This window comes from Martinezella sp. CNPSo 3795, assembly GCF_057784475.1.
Genome location: NZ_JBXSOQ010000004.1, coordinates 325881 through 343813, shown reverse-complemented (window position 1 = coordinate 343813; position 17933 = coordinate 325881). Strand labels below are relative to the sequence as shown.

At 59.2% G+C, this 17933-nt stretch carries 14 protein-coding genes; 6 read left to right on the top strand and 8 right to left on the bottom strand.

The window, feature by feature from the left end:
* The first annotated feature begins 128 nt into the window (after window positions 1–128).
* Both AC13QY_RS15020 and AC13QY_RS15015 read left to right on the top strand, forming a co-directional pair.
* On the top strand, window positions 129–2405 hold the full coding sequence (locus AC13QY_RS15020; protein ID WP_113355273.1) for an NADP-dependent malic enzyme: 2277 nt from the start codon (window positions 129–131) through the stop codon (window positions 2403–2405).
* A gap of 195 nt (window positions 2406–2600) precedes the next feature.
* Window positions 2601–3356, top strand: coding sequence for a hypothetical protein (locus AC13QY_RS15015; protein ID WP_113355271.1), 756 nt, complete (start codon window positions 2601–2603; stop codon window positions 3354–3356).
* A gap of 52 nt (window positions 3357–3408) precedes the next feature.
* Here AC13QY_RS15015 and AC13QY_RS15010 read toward each other — a convergent pair whose 3' ends face one another.
* The 3 genes from AC13QY_RS15010 to AC13QY_RS15000 all read right to left on the bottom strand — a co-directional run bounded on the left by AC13QY_RS15010 (window position 3409) and on the right by AC13QY_RS15000 (window position 7842).
* Window positions 3409–5142, bottom strand: a complete 1734-nt coding sequence (locus tag AC13QY_RS15010) for an ankyrin repeat domain-containing protein (RefSeq protein WP_113355267.1) — start codon at window positions 5140–5142, stop codon at window positions 3409–3411.
* Window positions 5143–5306: 164 nt separating this feature from the next.
* Complete coding sequence (locus AC13QY_RS15005) at window positions 5307–6131, bottom strand: TolB family protein (RefSeq protein WP_113355263.1); 825 nt, start codon at window positions 6129–6131, stop codon at window positions 5307–5309.
* Window positions 6132–6162: 31 nt separating this feature from the next.
* Window positions 6163–7842: an NAD+ synthase gene (locus AC13QY_RS15000; RefSeq protein WP_113355301.1), complete on the bottom strand. Its 1680-nt coding sequence runs from the start codon at window positions 7840–7842 to the stop codon at window positions 6163–6165.
* A 189-nt stretch (window positions 7843–8031) separates the two neighbouring features.
* Between AC13QY_RS15000 and AC13QY_RS14995 the strand changes: the two genes are divergently transcribed.
* Both AC13QY_RS14995 and AC13QY_RS14990 read left to right on the top strand, forming a co-directional pair.
* Window positions 8032–9963 (top strand): LTA synthase family protein, encoded by a 1932-nt coding sequence (locus AC13QY_RS14995; protein ID WP_113355261.1) that lies wholly within the window; start codon window positions 8032–8034, stop codon window positions 9961–9963.
* Window positions 9964–10120: 157 nt separating this feature from the next.
* The gene (locus AC13QY_RS14990) at window positions 10121–10657 is read left to right on the top strand and encodes a DUF1003 domain-containing protein (RefSeq protein ID WP_113355259.1); all 537 of its coding nucleotides are present in this window, start codon (window positions 10121–10123) and stop codon (window positions 10655–10657) included.
* 3 nt (window positions 10658–10660) lie between these two features.
* Here AC13QY_RS14990 and AC13QY_RS14985 read toward each other — a convergent pair whose 3' ends face one another.
* The 5 genes from AC13QY_RS14985 to rpiA all read right to left on the bottom strand — a co-directional run bounded on the left by AC13QY_RS14985 (window position 10661) and on the right by rpiA (window position 15612).
* Entirely contained in the window at window positions 10661–11086 is a 426-nt protein-coding gene (locus AC13QY_RS14985) for a GFA family protein (protein WP_113333144.1), read from the bottom strand.
* A 158-nt stretch (window positions 11087–11244) separates the two neighbouring features.
* Window positions 11245–12618: a class II 3-deoxy-7-phosphoheptulonate synthase gene (locus tag AC13QY_RS14980; protein ID WP_113355255.1), complete on the bottom strand. Its 1374-nt coding sequence runs from the start codon at window positions 12616–12618 to the stop codon at window positions 11245–11247.
* 154 nt (window positions 12619–12772) lie between these two features.
* Window positions 12773–14158 carry a glutathione-disulfide reductase gene (gene gor / locus AC13QY_RS14975; RefSeq protein WP_152096064.1) on the bottom strand — a complete coding sequence of 462 codons (1386 nt, stop codon included), beginning with the start codon at window positions 14156–14158 and terminating at the stop codon, window positions 12773–12775.
* Between the two features lie 184 nt (window positions 14159–14342).
* Complete coding sequence (locus AC13QY_RS14970; protein WP_488493629.1) at window positions 14343–14897, bottom strand: DUF2059 domain-containing protein; 555 nt, start codon at window positions 14895–14897, stop codon at window positions 14343–14345.
* A gap of 13 nt (window positions 14898–14910) precedes the next feature.
* Window positions 14911–15612, bottom strand: a complete 702-nt coding sequence (gene rpiA, locus AC13QY_RS14965) for a ribose-5-phosphate isomerase RpiA (RefSeq protein ID WP_113333105.1) — start codon at window positions 15610–15612, stop codon at window positions 14911–14913.
* A 195-nt stretch (window positions 15613–15807) separates the two neighbouring features.
* Between rpiA and AC13QY_RS14960 the strand changes: the two genes are divergently transcribed.
* Together AC13QY_RS14960 and AC13QY_RS14955 are read left to right on the top strand one after the other, a co-directional pair.
* Window positions 15808–16482, top strand: a complete 675-nt coding sequence (locus AC13QY_RS14960) for an HAD family hydrolase (protein WP_113333104.1) — start codon at window positions 15808–15810, stop codon at window positions 16480–16482.
* 177 nt (window positions 16483–16659) lie between these two features.
* On the top strand, window positions 16660–17835 hold the full coding sequence (locus tag AC13QY_RS14955) for a TIGR02281 family clan AA aspartic protease (protein WP_173004624.1): 1176 nt from the start codon (window positions 16660–16662) through the stop codon (window positions 17833–17835).
* Window positions 17836–17933 lie beyond the last annotated feature (98 nt).

Genomic DNA, 17933 nt, shown 5'->3' with positions numbered 1-17933 from the left:
AAAACGCCTTGTGACCTCAATTCCATACTGTGAAGGCGAAGCGATTGATGTATGCAGAAGACTCAAAGCGCAGGCAGGAATGGAGACGCAAGTTGGATACGAACGACACTTCGAAAGCAGCCAAGAACATGGCGAGCGGAAATTTCGACGAGCAGGCGCTTTATTTCCATCGTTATCCCCGTCCCGGCAAGCTCGAAATTCAAGCGACCAAGCCGCTGGGCAATCAGCGCGATCTGGCACTTGCCTATTCCCCCGGCGTCGCTGCCCCCTGCATCGCCATCCGCGACAACCCCGAAACGGCAGCTGACTATACATCCCGCGCCAATCTCGTAGCGGTGATTTCCAACGGTTCCGCCGTGCTCGGGCTCGGCAATATCGGTCCGCTCGCTTCGAAGCCTGTTATGGAAGGCAAGGCCGTTCTCTTCAAGAAATTCGCCGGCATCGACGTCTTCGACATCGAAATCGCAGCACCGACGGTCGATGAGATGGTCAATACCGTCTCGGCGCTCGAGCCGACCTTCGGCGGTATCAATCTCGAAGACATCAAGGCGCCGGAATGCTTTGACGTCGAGCGCCGCCTGCGCGAGAAAATGGAAATTCCGGTCTTTCACGACGATCAGCACGGCACCGCCATCATCGTCGCCGCCGCCATCCTCAATGGGCTGGAACTGGCCGGCAAAAAGATCGAAGACGTCAAGATCGTCGCTTCCGGCGCGGGGGCGGCGGCGCTCGCCTGCCTTAACCTGCTCGTCATCCTCGGCGCCAGGCGCGAGAACATCTGGGTCCACGATATCGAGGGTCTGGTCTACAAGGATCGCAACGTCCTGATGGACGCGTGGAAATCCGTCTACGCTCAAGATAGCGACAAGCGCGTGCTCGCCGAATCCATTCCGGGCGCCGACGTCTTCCTCGGCCTGTCGGCTGCCGGCGTGCTGAAACCCGAATTGCTGGCGCAGATGGCCGAAAAGCCGCTGATCATGGCGCTCGCCAACCCGACGCCGGAAATCATGCCGGATCTCGCCCGTGCCGCCCGTCCCGATGCAATGATCTGCACTGGCCGCTCGGACTTCCCGAACCAGGTCAACAACGTCCTCTGCTTCCCCTATATTTTCCGCGGAGCGCTCGATTGCGGCGCCAAGACGATCAACGAAGAGATGAAGATGGCCGCCGTGCGCGCCATTGCCGCGCTTGCCCGCGAGGAACCTTCCGATGTCGCCGCCCGCGCCTATACAGGCGAAACGCCGGTCTTCGGGCCCAATTACCTGATCCCCTCGCCCTTCGACCCGCGCCTGATCCTGCGCATTGCGCCGGCTGTGGCGAAGGCAGCCGCGGAAAGCGGCGTCGCCCTGCGCCCGATCAAGGATTTTGACGCCTATATGGACGAGCTCAACCGCTTCGTCTTCCGTTCGGGCTTCGTGATGAAGCCGATCTTTGCGGCTGCGAAGATTGCCGAGCGCAAACGCGTCGTCTTCTCCGAAGGCGAAGATGAGCGCGTGCTGCGCGCCGCCCAGGTCCTGCTCGAGGAAGGCACCGCCGTCCCGATCCTAATCGGTCGTCCTTCCGTCATCGAGACGCGCCTCAAGCGCTACGGCCTGAAGATTCGCCCTCATACGGATTTCGCTGTCATCAATCCCGAAGACGATCCGCGCTTCCGCGAGTATGTCGAACTTTATTTCTCGCTGGTCGGCCGCGCGGGCGTTATCCCAGAAGCAGCCCGCACGATCGTCCGTACCAACACAACCGTTATCGGCGCGCTTGCCCTCAAGCGCGGCGAAGCTGATGCGCTCATCTGCGGTCTCGAAGGCCGTTATGAGCGTCATTTGCGCATCGTCCGCCAGGTCATCGGCAAGCGGCCTGATGTTCGGGATTTCTCGGCATTGAGCCTGCTCATTTCGCAGCGCGGCGCCACCTTCTATACCGATACCTATGTGACGTTTAATCCGTCCGCCGAGGAAATCGCGGAATCCACCTGGCTGGCAGCCGAGGAGATCAAGCGCTTCGGTATCGAGCCCCGCGCCGCTCTCGTCTCCCATTCCAACTTCGGCTCACGGGAGTCGGAAAGCGCTACCAAGATGCGCGAAGCGCTGGCTCTCATTCGCGAGGCAGCGCCGGATCTGGAGGTCGACGGCGAAATGCATGGCGACAGTGCCATTTCCGAGAGCCTGCGCCGGCACGTAATGCCGGACAGCGCGCTCTCCGGCGAAGCCAATCTACTGGTCTTCCCCAATCTCGATGCGGCCAATATCACGCTCGGCGTGGTCAAGACCATGACCGATGGTCTGCATGTCGGCCCGATTCTGCTCGGGACGGCGCTCCCGGCCCACATTCTCTCGCCGTCTGTCACTTCGCGCGGCGTGGTCAACATGGCGGCGCTCGCCGTCGTCGAAGCCTCGCAGATCGCCTGATATCACGTCTAGCAGCCACAGCCAGAATGACACCGCGTTTCATGCATTCGCGGTGTCGCCTATCCCCTGGCTATCGGCGGCTGCGACCTGCAATTTCACGAAAATCCTCTCGAAATCCGTGCTTTTTCATGGATACGTTGTTAAGCTGCTGCGTGTAATCTTCAGCGACTTAAAACCGCTTTCGAGAGCAGAACCGTGAACCGCGGCATAAAACAAGCTTCCATTGCCTTCTTTTCCCTGCTGACGGCCACATCGGCGGCCCTCGCACAGGTCGATCTCTGCGACGAACTGCGCGGCCGCTATGTCGACATCAGCGAAGTGATCGGCGCCAGCCAGGAAACACGCCAGCTCTCGCGCGCCATCGTGCAGCAGAACCTGATGATCCGCCGGACGATGAGCGATCTGCGCAACCAGGGCTGCGTCGAAGGCGACGATGGCGTTTTTGACGGCCAGGACAGTCAGGGCGTCTGCGATGACATCAGGCAATCGATCGATCAGATGCGGCACGATCTCTCCCTGCTGATGGATCAGCGCGAGCAGAGCGTTGGCCGCGTCGATGCCGTTGCCATGCAGCGCCGGCAGTTGCTGGACACGATGCAGCGCAACGGCTGCAGCCTGCCGGCTTCGGCAACGCCGGATATTGTCATCGATACCCACACGAAAATGGATGCCTATGCGCCGCAGGAGCAGTCCCTGGCCAAGCCCGAAAGCTCCATTACCGTCATCGAGACGCCAAGGCTCCAGAAGAATTCCAGCCTCGAACAAAAGCAGGCACCACCGACGGCGGCGCCCAAGGTAACACAGGCGCAGCCGCAGCAATTTCCGCCGGATCGCCCCTACGATCCTTCGGCCCATAAGGTTCGCCAGGTCGGCCCGCAATTTCTCGCGACCGACCAGGGCAGCATCGACCTTAAACATCCGAAAGAGGCCGGGCCGCAGCCGGCACAATAATGCGTGGGCGGATGTTGCCCATCTCCGCCCGACTGCGTTGATTTCATGTCGTTCAAGGCTGGCGCAACAAGGAGATGATGGCCTCATCGCCCGTCTCTCTCGCGAGATCGCGATAGGACTGTCCGGAAACATCCCTGACCGAGCGATCCGCACCCTTCGCCAGCAGGATGCGCACCGCCTCGCCGCAGCGATTGACAATGGCAAAGCCAAGCGGCGTCATCCAATCGCGATCGGTGGCCTGCCCATGAGGGCGGAAGTCTCCGAAGCGGATATTCACCTGTTCCGGATGCCTATCGAGAATAGCAGCCAGCTGATCGACCTGACCGAAAGTGGCCGCCGCGAAAATATCGAGCGGATAGGCCTTCAGAAACTCGACCATCTCATCCTTGCCGTTATATTCGGCCCAACCGATCGGCGGCGCATGAAAATTGGGATCACGAACGGTGGTGTCCGCTCCATGCTCGATCAGCAGCTTCGCCATCTCCATATGGCCATGCAGCGCGGCTTCATGCAGCGGTGTTCGGCTTGTCATTGCATTGACGTCAAAATCCAGCGCCAACATGAGACCCACGGCGCGCAGATCATTTTCGCCAGCAGCCTCGTGCAGCATGTCGGGATGAGCTTTATCCATCGCTGCTACGATATTAAGATTGTTTCCGCCCTGCTGCTTGAAAAGCATCATGATCTGCTCTGCGTCGATGTCACCCGCCTTAATCTGAAGATAGGCCCAATCCTCCAGCTTCAGGCGAACCGCGACGGCACCCTTCTGAATAAGGTATGCTGCCAGCTTGCTATCGCCACTCAGGCGAACCCATTCATAGGGAGTCCTGCCGTTAATGGGCTTATGGACATCAGCGCCATTCTCCACCAGCAGACGTACCCGCTCGCCCATGCGATGTTCCAGCGCCCAGGCAAGCTGATAGTCGAAAACAGTCTGCATGTTCTCGACGAATTTGCCGTCTTCGCGCACGAACCAATTGTTCTTATCCCTAGCGGACAAGCCATATTCGATCAGCAATTTCAGGCATGTATCGTCCCGCTCGAACATGCGGTTGTAGAGCGCCTGACTATCATTGGCTTCAGCGCCCGCATCGAGCAGCAGCCGCGCGAATGCCTCGCATTCCGGATGCGGCGGCTGACGATCCTTTCCCGCCTCGCCTTCGCCGAAGACGCCGGTCAAAACGGTGAAGCGATACTGACCGGCATCGAGAAAGAAGGCGTTGACATCGGCCCCGCGCCGAACCAGCTCACGGGCTGCCGGCAGGCTGGAACGACCCGGCACGCGAGCATAGGCTGCGTACATCAGCGGAGTGAGATCATGCGGCCCGCCCCTGCGATCGAGAAGCTGTGGCTGTCGATCAAGCCAGCGACCTACCCGGTCGGCGTCGCCAAGCGCGGCGGCGACATGGATGCTTTCGTCGGCAATCTCCGGATGGGACTCCAGCAGCATTAGCGCCTCATCGAAGCGCGCGGGATCGGCGGGAATATTGGCAAAATACGAAACGGTCGCCAGCGACAGGAAACGGTTGGCGAGCTGATCCCGTGGGATATGCTTGCGATCGCCGCTTTCCAGATGTGCCTTGAGCTTCGCCCAACTCGAAAAGCCGAATTCGCGGGCAAGAACGAGCTGAATGTCCTGCAGTCCAACGCTGGCTATATCCGCAAAATAGGGCATAACGCGGCTGCGCGCCGAAGTATCGCCGGCTTGAACGGCCTTAAGGAAAGACTTGGCCTGCTTTTTAAGGGAATCGAGAGTGGCGTCGACAGCCAAAGAGCGCGTGGTCACGGTAGACCTCCTTCCATTTACGTCCGGTATCCGCGCCCACAGACTGAAAAGAGGTGTGGCAGTCTCACTTTAAATGCATCAGGTGGGCCTAGCCCTTCCCGCGGATCGGATGCGCCCTGAGAACGCATCCAGATCTATCGCGCCGGTTGCGCTCTGTCCAGAGCTCAGGCAGGCTCGTAGCGGACATAGGCGAACTCGTCCCCATCCGGTGACCAGTTCGGCACATTGATCGATCCCTGCCCGCCAAAGAGCTCGAACAGCGTCGTCAGGTTGCCGCCATCCATATCCATCAGCCGCATCCGCACATTGAGATCGCGCGGATGATCAAAGACGTCAGGATCATAGGAGATCAGGACCACCTTGTCGTTCTTTGGCGACGGATGCGCGAACCAATTGCCGTAATTATCATGGGTCACCTGCTCGAGGCCGGTGCCATCAGGATGGATGCGCCAGATTTGCATCAGGCCGGTGCGGCTCGAATTGAAATAAATCCATCGCCCGTCGGCCGAATAGTCAGGTCCGTCATTGCGGCCCTCGCCATGCGTCAGGCGGGTCTCTTCGCCGCCATCGATCGAGATCGTATAGATATCGAAAACGTCGTTGCGGATGCCGCAGTAGGAGAAGCGCTTTCCGTCCGGCGACCAGCCATGCCAGTAAGAGGGCAGATTGGTCGTCACCTGCCTTGGCGTGCCGCCCTCTGCCGGCAGAACATAGATGCAGGATTTGCCATGCTGCGTCTTGTCGGAAATGGCAATCAGTGAACCGTCCGGCGAGATGCCGTGATCGTTGTTGCACAGGGTCGCAAAGCCGGTATCGATCTGGACGATCCCACTGCCATCCAGCGGCAGCCGATAGAGCAGCCCGTCGCCATTCAGCAGCAGATAGCGGCCGTCAGGCGAATAGTTCGGCGCCTCGATCAGCTGGTCCGTTTGCCAGACGATCCGGTTCGCACCCGTGCGGATATTATAAATCTCGACCGAGCTGCGCATTCTTCCTCTCCCTTGCCGTTGGATGCCGCGATCAGCGATCGCGGAACCGGTTGGTGATCGGATAGCGGCGATCGCGACCGAAATTCTTCTTGGTGATCTTCACACCCGGCGCAGACTGGCGGCGCTTGTACTCGGCGAGATAGAGCAGATGTTCAACGCGATGTACGGTCGCGACATCATGGCCTCGGGCCACGATCTCCTCCACCGACATCTCCTTTTCCACCAGGCATTCGAGGATATCGTCAAGCACCGGATAGGGCGGCAGTGAATCCTGGTCCGTCTGGTTCGGCCTTAGTTCCGCCGAAGGCGCCTTGTCGATGATATTATGGGGGATGACCTCGCCCGAGGGGCCGAGCGCGCCCGGCGGCACGTGCAGGTTGCGCCAGCGCGACAGCGCGTAGACCTGCATCTTGTAGAGATCCTTGATCGGGTTGAAGCCGCCGTTCATGTCGCCATAGAGCGTGGCGTATCCGACAGACATTTCCGACTTGTTGCCCGTCGTCACCACCATCGAACCGAACTTGTTGGAGATCGCCATCAGGATGGTGCCGCGGGCGCGGCTCTGCAGGTTTTCCTCGGTGATGCCGCTTTCCGTGCCTTCGAAAAGATCGGACAGAGCCGAACTGAAGCCGGTAACGGGATCCTCAATCGGCACGATATCGTAGCGGCATCCGAGCGCCTTGGCGCAATCGGCCGCATCCTTCAGCGAATCCTGCGAGGTATAGCGATAGGGCAGCATGACGGTGCGCACACGCTCTTCGCCAAGCGCATCGACGGCAATCGCCGCGCAGATCGCAGAGTCGATACCGCCGGACAGGCCAAGCACGACCGACTTGAAGCCATTCTTGTTGACATAGTCGCGGAAGCCCAGCAGGCAGGCGCGATAATCCGCCTCCTCGCCCTCCGGAATATGGGCCATCGGCCCTTCGGCGCAATGCCAGCCATCGCCATTCTTCTTCCAGGTCGTCACCGCCAGCGCGGTCTCGAACTGGCTCATCTGGAAGGCCAGGGTCTTGTCGGCATTGAAACCGAAGCTGGCGCCATCGAAAACCAGTTCGTCCTGGCCGCCGAGCTGGGCGGCATAGATCATCGGCAGGCCCGTCTCGATGACCTGCTTCAGCACGACCTGATGGCGCACGTCGACCTTGCCGCGATAGTACGGCGAGCCATTCGGCGACAGAAGGATTTCCGCACCGCTTTCAGCCAGCGTCTCGCAGACGCCGAGCTCGCCCCAGATGTCCTCGCAGATCGGGATACCCAGTCGCACGCCGCGGAAATTGACCGGACCGGGCATGGCGCCCTGATCGAACACGCGCTTCTCGTCAAACTCGCCGTAGTTCGGCAAGTCTACCTTGTCACGGATCGCAATCACCTTGCCGCCATCGAGAACGGCAATCGAATTGTAGCGGCCCGTCTCGTCCTGCCGGGGAAAGCCGATGATCACGCCAGGGCCGCCATCGGCCGTATCGGCAGCCAGAGCTTCCACCGCCTTCCAGCAGGCGCGGATGAATGCCGGCTTCAGCACGAGATCTTCCGGCGGATAGCCGGAAATGAACAACTCCGTCAGCAGGACGATCTGCGCGCCTTCGCGCGCCGCTTCGGCCCGGGCCTCACGCGCCTTGGCGAGATTGCCGGAGACGTCGCCGACCGTCGGATTGAGCTGCGCGACGGCGATGCGGATGGTGTGGGTAATCTGGCTTTGCTCTGTCATGCCATACATTTAGCGATGCCATCTTTCTTCCGCAACCGCCTTCCTTCCCGCACACGCATCAAAGATCGCACTACGCGCAGAGGAGGTATTTTTGCCCCAAAAAATACCAGGCCAGCCTTGCAGTTCATGAAGAATTCATGACAGAAGCGTGACACTTATATGAATATTTTGTAGCTTTTGGAGAAAGCATTGGTCGCATTGGTCATCGAGTCCGCCTTGGCGGGCAAGCTTGCCCTTTTCCAGAAGATCGGCGCGGCAAAACAGAAGTCTGCCGCTCTGCGCCTGCTTCTGAGCCTTACGCTGACCCTCCTTTTCTCCCTGTCCATCGTTATGACGGTCGAATGGGTTGCACGCGGCGAATTCGCCTCCGCTTGGACCTATCTCCTTTCCCCGTCCCGTCCGGGCCTTGCCACCATCGGCGTTGTCATGCTGACCATGCTGACACTGGATGCCTTGATCGGTCGCGCGCATCTATCCGCTTTGATCGTCGCTCCAGTGCTGCTCATACCGGCCTTCATTTCCAGCCAGAAGCAGAATTTTCTCTCCGATCCGCTCTACCCTTCGGACTTCCTGTTTGGGCGGCAGATCATGGAGCTGATGCCGGTCATGGTACGTGATCGCCCTTGGACGGCGATTGCCCTGGCAATCGGCATCATCGCCGGCACCGGCGCCATGATCCTGTTCTGGCGCTATATCCGGAGCCACACGGTCGCACTTTCGCGAAACGAGCGCCTTGCCCGGCTTTCGATCTGCCTGCCGCTGGCAGCACTTTTCGCCTCACAGATGGACCCCACACAATATTCCTATGTTCGCGAGAAGCTGGGGATCATACCGATCGTCTGGGACCAGACGGAAAATTACAACCACAACGGCTTCATCGTCGCCTTCGCGCTGAACCTGCCCATGGCCGACATCAAGTCACCGGCCGGATACGGCGCTGGCGCCATCGACACCATGCCCGCAAGAAATTACGGCTATCTCTCCGGTCCGCGCCAAAAGCCCGACATTATCATGCTGATGAGCGAATCCCTCTGGGATCCGACGCGACTTTCCAACATCGCCTTCACACCGGATCCGATGCCGACGATCCGCGCCAGACAATCGGGCAATGTCTTCTCGCCGGAATTCGGCGGCATGACCGCCAATGTCGAGTTCGAGGCACTGACGGGCTTTTCCAACGCCTTTCTCCCTTATGGCAGCATTCCCTATCAGCAATATGTGCGCCGCCCGCTGCCGTCGCTTGCCACTTTCTTCCGCGGCGAAGGCTATACGGCGCGCGCACTGCATCCCTTCAGCGGCTGGTTCTGGAACCGTAACGAGGTCTACAGGGCTTTCGGCTTCGAAGAATTTCATACCCAGGAGACTTTGCCGCCCATGGATAAACGCGGCATGTTCGCAGCCGACGACTCCCTTATGAAGGAAATCATGAGCGAAGGAGACGCCGCCGAGCGTCCCTTCTTCTTCTTCGCGGTCACTCTTCAGGGACATGGGCCTTACGAAGCCGACCGCTATTCTGAGAATACCGTCGATATCGCGGGCAATTTGAACGACGATGACCGTGCGGCGCTCGCTACCTATGCACAGGGCGTTCGCGAAGCCGATGACAGCCTGAAGATGCTGATGGATTGGGCCGAAAAGCGCGACCGGGAAACCATTATCGTCCTCTGGGGCGATCATCTGCCGCCGCTCGGCAGCGTCTATCCAAACACCGGCTACATGCCGCAGCAGGTGGCAACCCGCAAGGCGCCGCTCGACGTCATGAAGAAGGAGCACGAAACGCCGCTCGTCGTCTGGTCGAGCAAGAAGGGCGTTCGCAAGGACATCGGTACCATCAGCCCCTCGCAGCTGCCTTATCACCTGCTGAAAACGGCAGGCTATGAGCATCCTTTCTATACGGGCTTTCTCGGCCGCGTGCAGAAGAAATACAACATCGTCGACCGCTATCAGCTGGCAACCCGCGACAGCCAGACCTTCCCCGATTGGGGCCGCAAGGAGCCGGAGCTTGACCCGACCGTGCGCGACTATCGCTATCTGCAGCACGACATGATGTTCGGCCACCAATATGGTTTGGAGCGCTTCTTCCCGTCTCATGCGGAGCTAATGGGCCAGGAAGACAGCTAGCCCATTATAAACATGAGTTAGTGCGGGTGTTTTTTTGCGATAACAGTACGCGCAGCAGCTCCATGCGCAATCGAGTTTGAAACCCTTCCCTCGTTGCATTTTTCCCCATTGGTCGAATAGTTGCATTCAATGCCACAAGGACCTTGGAGCCCTCCCAATGCATAATCTTCCCAACTTCGTTCATCTGCATTTTGACAAGACAGCCGATCAGCTCGGCGATATCGAAAAGCGCGTTCTTAAAAAGGCGCACGAGCGGAAAATCATCTCCACCGATATCAACGCCGCCATCTCGGCGGAATCCTCCCGGGGGCAGCGTCTCGCAGACAGCATCGCCCGTGTCGGCGGCTCATGGTCCTTCATTATCGCCTTCCTGCTGTTTCTGGCCTTCTGGTGCGTCATCAACACGATCCTCCTCACCACGAACGCCTTCGACCCCTACCCCTTCATCTTCCTGAATCTCGTTCTCTCCATGCTCGCCGCGATTCAGGCGCCGATCATCATGATGTCACAGAACCGGCAGGCCGAGCGGGATCGTTTCGAGGCGGCCAAGGATTATGAAGTCAATCTCAAGTCCGAGCTGGAAGTGCTGTCCCTGCATCAGAAGATCGACATGCAGGTGTTGACCGAGCTTGCGGTGGTGCGTGAAGAACTCGCCAAACTGAGCAAGCTCGTTGCCGAAAAAGGCACCATCTAAAGGTCAATCGGAGGGGCCTGCCGTCAACAGCCCCGGTCGCCCCTGCCGATATTGCGGCAGTCCGTCGCTGATCTCGTAATAATCGCCCTTGTCGGCGCAATAGATATGATAGCCCATCTCAAGGCCGCTCGGCTGATCGAACAGACCGGCCATGATCGATATTTCATCGGCGCCATCGGCCACCCAAAACAGAGCCGAGCCGCAGATCCTGCAAAAGCCGCGGTGAGCGAATGTGCTGGCACGATACCAGGTGATCGCCTCTTCTCCCTCGATGACAAGATTTTCGCGTGCGACATTGGTCGCGGCATAATAGAGCCCGGTCTGTTTGCGGCACTGCGAACAATGGCAGGCGACCACTTCGCGCAGTTTTCCGTGCGTCCTGAAACTTACACTGCCGCAGAGGCAGGCTCCCGTGTGTTCGTGGCTCATCATCGCTCCCCTTATTTTGAGGCAGCCTTGCCGAGAACGGAAGTTGGGTCAATTTCAAAGAACTGAAGCGTCTTTCAGCCAAGCTGATCGCTCCTAGCCCAAAAGCGAACGGGCCGGTTTTCGCCGGCCCGTTCGAGAGATCATGAATGCGGCTTCGCTCAGCCGTGTGCGCGCATACGCTTCTCGTCCCGACCGCCCTTCATCCGCTCAGCGAGCAGGAAGGCAAGTTCCAGCGCCTGGTCGGCATTGAGACGCGGGTCGCAATGTGTGTGATAGCGATCCTGGAGATCCTCGGCGCCGACCGCGCGGGCGCCGCCCGTGCATTCGGTCACATCCTTGCCGGTCATCTCGATATGGATGCCGCCCGGATGCGTGCCCTCGGCGCGATGGATCTGGAAGAAGCTTTCCACTTCCGACAGGATGCGTTCGAACGGACGCGTCTTGTAGTTGTTGAGCGTGATCGTATTGCCGTGCATCGGGTCGCAAGACCAGACGACCTTGCGGCCTTCCTTCTCAACGGCGCGAATGAGGCGCGGCAGGTTGTCGGCAACCTTGTCGTGACCGAAACGGCAGATCAGCGTCAGGCGGCCAGCTTCGTTCTGCGGGTTCAGGATGTCGATCAGATTAAGCAGATCGTCCGCCTGCAGCGAAGGACCGCACTTCAGACCAATCGGGTTCTTGATGCCGCGGAAATATTCGACATGGGCGTGGTCGGCCTGGCGCGTACGGTCGCCGATCCAGAGCATGTGGCCGGAGGTGGCGTACCAGTCGCCGGTCGTGGAATCGACGCGGGTAAAGGCTTCTTCATAGCCAAGCAGCAGCGCTTCGTGGCTGGTGAAGAAATCGGTTTCGCGCAGGCTTGCGTTGCTCTCGGCGGTGATGCCGATCGCACGCATGAAATCCATGGTCTCGCCGATACGATCGGCAAGCTTGCGGTAGCGCTCGCCCTGCGGGCTGTCCTTGACGAAGCCGAGCATCCACTTCTGGACGTTTTCCAGGTTGGCATAGCCGCCCATGGCGAAGGCGCGCAGCAGGTTCAGCGTCGCGGCAGACTGACGGTAGGCCATCATCTGACGGTCGGGATTGGGAATGCGTGCTTCCTCGGTAAACTCGATACCGTTGATGATGTCGCCGCGATAGCTCGGCAGCGAGATGCCATTCTGCGTTTCGATGTTCGACGAGCGCGGCTTGGCGAACTGACCAGCAATGCGGCCAACCTTGACGACCGGCAGCTGCGCACCGAAGGTCAGCACGACCGCCATCTGCAGGAAGGCGCGGAAGAAGTCACGGATCGTATCGGCACCGTGTTCTGCAAAGCTTTCGGCGCAATCGCCGCCCTGAAGCAGGAAACCGTTGCCCTCTGCGACATTGGCGAGATGCGCCTTCAGGCGACGGGCTTCACCGGCAAAAACGAGTGGCGGATAGCTTGCAAGCTGCGCTTCGGTCTCTGCCAGCGCTACCTTGTCCGGAAAATCCGGCACCTGTTGGATCGGTTTCTGCCGCCAACTGCTCGGGGTCCAATTCTGTGCCATCTCACTCACCTGCTTGTACGCCCGATCTCGGTCGGGCGGCCCGTCGTCGTAAATAACGCGCGCTTATAAACCTTTGCCGCCCGCTTGCAAAGGCGGGCAAACTACTGTGCGAATCTTTTATGGTGCAGTCGATCTCAGAGCCAAAACGAGCGCGTTACACGCGCTCGCCGTTGCGAATGCGATAGCTCGGCGAATACATCGTTACCAATTCTTCCGCCGCCGTCGGATGCACCGCCATGGTGCGGTCGAAATCGTCCTTGGTGCAACCGGCCTTCAGTGTGATGCCGAGAAGCTGCGCCATCTCGCCGGCATCGTGGCCGAGAATATGCGCGCCGATGACCTTGCGGTCCGCGGCGTTGACGATCAGCTTCATGATCATCTTCTCGGCTCGACTCGAAAGCGTCGCCTTCATCGGCCGGAACTGCGCCCGGTAAACTTCGAGCTCCGGATAACGCTTGGCAGCGTCTTCCTCGGTCAGGCCGACCGTACCGATCTCCGGCTGCGAGAAAACGGCCGTCGGGATGAGTTCGTGATCCGGCCGGGTCGGATTGTCCTTGTAGACCGTCTCGATGAAACACATGGCCTCGTGGATCGCCACCGGTGTCAGCTGTACCCGGTCGGTGACGTCGCCGAGTGCGTAGATGTTCGCAACGGAAGTGCGCGAATATTCGTCGACGATAATAGCGCCCTGGTCGTTGATTGCGACGCCGGCAGCCTCAAGCCCGAGATTTTCGGTATTCGGCGTACGGCCGAGCGCCAGCATGACGGTATCGACCGTCAGGAGCTTATCGTTCTTCGTCCGAACACTGAGCCTGCCCTCTACCTTCTCGACATTCTCAATGATGTCATGGCAGAGAATACGGATGCCCTTCTCCTCCATGGCCTCGTGAAGGCCTTTGCGCAGGTCCTGATCGAAGCGCGAGAGTATCTCGGCGCCGCGATAGATCAGCGTCGTCTCGACGCCCAGACCATGAAAGATGTTGGCGAACTCGACGGCGATGTAGCCGCCGCCGGCAATGAGGATCGATTTCGGCAGTTCCTTCAGATGGAACGCTTCGTTCGAGGAGATGCAAAGCTCGTGACCCGGCAGTGCCGTGTGCAGATTCGGCCGACCGCCAGTCGCAACGACGATGGTCTCGGCGGTCACGGTCTGGCCGGTCTTCAGCAGCTTGATCGTGTGGGCATCGACCAGCTCGGCGCGGGTATCGAAGATCTCCGCCTTGGCATTGTCGAGCCCCTTGCGATAGAGGCCCTCCAGTCGGGCGATTTCCTTGTCTTTCGCCTCGATCAGTTTCTTCCAGTCGAAGCTGCTGTCGCCGACCGTCCAGCCGAAACCGGCCGCATCCTCGAAATGCTCGCTATATTGCGAAGCGTAGACGAACAATTTTTTCGGCACGCAGCCGCGAATGACGCAGGTGCCGCCATAGCGATATTCCTCGGCGATCCCGACCTTCTTGCCAAGCGATGCGGCCACGCGCGCGCTGCGCACACCGCCCGAGCCGCCGCCAATCACGAAAAGGTCGAAATCAAACGAAGGCATGGATCGCTCCTGTAGACATCAAGTTGCGCGCGAAGCGCCATTGGGGGTCGGCACTCATATAGGGAGCCGAGACCCAAAAAGAAAAGCCCGGAATCGATCCGGGCTTCGAATTTGTAACTGCTTGCCGCAGATACCGAAAACTACAAACCTAGCTGTCGAAACCGCTGCGGCGGCGAACCGTTGATTACTGCTTCGGCGCCGGCTGAGCGACCGCACCGGCATCCGGCGTAACGACCGGCTGCTTGACGACCTTCTGCAGGGCATCGTTGCTCTGCTTTGCGAGATCGCGCGAAATGCCCTGGCTCCAGATATCGGCCGCCTTGTAGAGTTCGCGGGTGGCGAGCGGACCGTCCTTGAGAAGCTTCTTGCCTGCCGCCGAATTGTAGAAATCTGCAATCGCCTTCAGTTCGTCGGCAGAGAAGGCCTTGGCATAGGTGATGGCCGCTTCACGCTCCAGATCGGCACGGCGCGGTGCGAGCGCGAGCGCGGTGGCGTCGACGGTCGAGTTGATCGCATCGCCGAAATTCGGGTTTGCCTGGATCATCGTGCTCTTCAGCTGCTCGGCGAGGTTCGGCAAGATGTTGTCGAACTGGTTGGTGATGCCGAGAGCATTGATCGCGGCGCGGGCAGCCTTGATCTGATCCTCGGAAACCTCTTGAGCGCTTACGGAACCGAAAGCAATGCCGGAAAGAAGGATGGTTGCAGCGGCAAGACGGCCAAGACCCGCAAATTTGATCATGAGATGAGTGCTCCTATGTATTGTTCGCCTGCAACGTGCGCGCACCGGCGGGGCCGGCAATGATCGCTTGTGTCGCCATATGGATAAAGAGCCCGTGTTCGACAACGCCGGGAATCGAATAGAGCTCGCTCGACAGCGCCTCTGCATCAGGAATACGGCCGAAAGATGCATCGACGATATAATGCCCCCCATCGGTGACAAAGAGGCTGTCGCCCGCGCGGCGCATGTTGAGCGCGCCGGAAAGCCCAAGACGCGAGGCCGCCTTCTCGATGAGGATGCGAGTGGAAACGAGACCGAAGGGATTGACCTCGATCGGTAGCGGAAAGGCTCCGAGGGTCTCAACGACCTTGCTCTGATCCGCGATCACGATCATGCGGGCTGAGGAAGCAGCAACGATCTTCTCGCGCAGCAGCGCGCCGCCGCCGCCCTTGATCAACGTCAGCGCACCATCCAGCTCGTCGGCTCCGTCGATGGTCAGGTCAAGTTCCGGAAGATCGTCGAGCGACTTCAACGGCACGCCGAGTTCGTTGCAGAGCTTGGCCGTTCTTTCAGATGTGGGAACGCCCTCAATCGAGAGGCCGGCGGCGACCTTTTCGGCGAGCAGGCGAACGAATTCCTCCGCCGTGCTGCCGGTGCCGATCCCGAGCCGCATGCCGCTTTCGACGTGAGCGAGCGCGGCTCTCGCAGCCTCGATTTTCATCTGGCGGGCGTCCATGCGCCACCTGCTCCCATTGTTACGTTGGTCTGCTGTTTACACGGCTCTCCAGCCAAACGAAAGCCAAAATAACGGCATGATATAGAAATCCCCGAGGCCTTCCCGCCTAGGCTTTCCGGCGCTTCGGTTGCAATTGCCCGCGCGATCTTTTAACTCCGGAAGACGCACTCTTTTCTATGCAAAGGCCGATTCCTCGTGAAATCTCCCCTTGTCGTATTCGATCTCGACGGCACGCTGCTGGACACGCATGCGGACCTGATCGTCAGCCTGAACCATACGATCGCCGCACTCAAGCTTCCGCCGGTCACTTACGACGACGTGACGCATCTCGTTGGCAACGGCGCGCAGGTGATGATCGAGCGGGCCTGCAAGCTGCATGGCTATACGCTGACATCGGAAGAATTACCGGCTCTGCTACAGCGCTTCATAACCCATTATTCCGAGACGATGCCCGGCGTCACGCAGCCCTACCCCGGGCTCCTGGCCGCGCTTACAACACTGCGGAACAAAGGCTACAAGCTGGCCGTCTGCACCAACAAGATGGAATCGCTCGCGCGCACACTTCTCGACCGGCTCGAACTGACCCAATATTTCGAGGCCATTACCGGCGGCGACACCTTCACTGTCCGCAAGCCGAATGCCGAACACCTGATCGGCACCATCGAGCGCGCGGGCGGCGACATCGCCCGGACGATCATGATCGGTGACAGCATCAACGACATCCTTGTCGCCCGCAATGCCGGCGTCCCCTCCATCGCGGTCCCCTTCGGCTACTCCGATGTCGGCATCGAAACGCTTGGACCGAACCGCATCATCTATCACTATGACGAGCTGACGCCTGAACTGGTCGAGGGACTGCTGGCGGCCTGAGAATACTAAAATCCCTGTCGGTTCGAACGGCGCGGTTGTAACGGGTCTTGCGCGATTCACGCGCTTCAGCCACAACTTATCGACGTTCTGCTATCAGCGTCATAACCGCGCAAGCGAAAGGCCCGCTGCGCGATGTTGCCGAGGTGGGACGATCACTCGATAGCGGAGCGCTCCCCCTTGCTCGTAGCAGATCCTGAAGACCGTAACGCCGGTAGATTGCCAAGCCGCAGGGGGTGGTTTGCTCCTATTGTCCGAACATCGATTATCTGTGGTGCACTATGCGCAGGTATTTGGTTCTACATCTACGGCGACCGCATTATAGGGTACGTCGAGACGGAAACCGGAGCTGGAGCCAAACCCGATGCCGCTCTGACCGCGGTCTATAAGCATTTCGACATCGCACCTTTGCCGAATATTGTTGCAGGCAGACCCGCGATGGCAGCCGATCTCGATATGTTACGGCGAGAGCATTGTGATTGGAACGCGGTCTACAAATTCGCAGATGAGCTAACGAAGCAGGGCTATCGCCGCGAAGCGGCCAAAGTCTTCATTGCCTTCTCCGACAAGTGCAAGCCGTCGAACATCGCCTTGAGCTCAGCGGCACAAATTCTTGACGATCTCAGCGACTTCGACGAAGCGCTGAAAGTCTCTAACCAAGTGATAGCAATGTCCCCGGGGATGCCCAATTTCTATTTCCAGCGAGCGCGAATTCGCCAAAATGCCAAGAAATATCGGGACGCCATTGACGACTACTATTCGGTCATCGGCCTTACCGACAATATCGCGATACTGAATAGTGCCGTATTTGAGGGAATCTCCGCCAGCTACCGCGAGCTTGGTGAATATTGCGAGGCGATCGGACCGCTGCAACTCTGGGTTTCAACTAACCCCGATAGAAACGACACAGCGGTCGTGCGTGGGATCATTAAACTCTATGAAACAATGGGCAAATGCGCCTCGACTTACGCGACAGGCAGCGATCGATTTCCGACGCAGGGCAAGAACGTCATCCTTGCCAAGGTCTCGATCAATGGCACAGACGGCGTGTTCATCGTCGACACCGGTGCAAGCTTCGTCGCGGTGAGCAAAGCTTTCGCCGCACGAGCCAAGCTGCCGGTCGACGGCAACAACGGAATATCTCTTCAAACGGCAAACGGCGTTTCTCAAGCCACACGCACAACGGCGACCACCGTGAAGGTCGGTCATGTCCAAGCTAGCGATATCACGGCCGTGGTTCTCGACGACACCGCGGCACTTGGCGCCGAAGTCGACGGACTACTCGGTCGTTCCTTCCTCTCCCGCTTCGACGTTACCTTCGGCAGCAGGGAATGGCGGATCGAGGCGAAGAATTGAACTGAAACGCCCGCTGACGCTGCGTGATATTCTCATACGACAGGCAACAAAAAACGGCGGCACATGGCCGCCATTTTTGTTTTCGCCACTGAACAGAC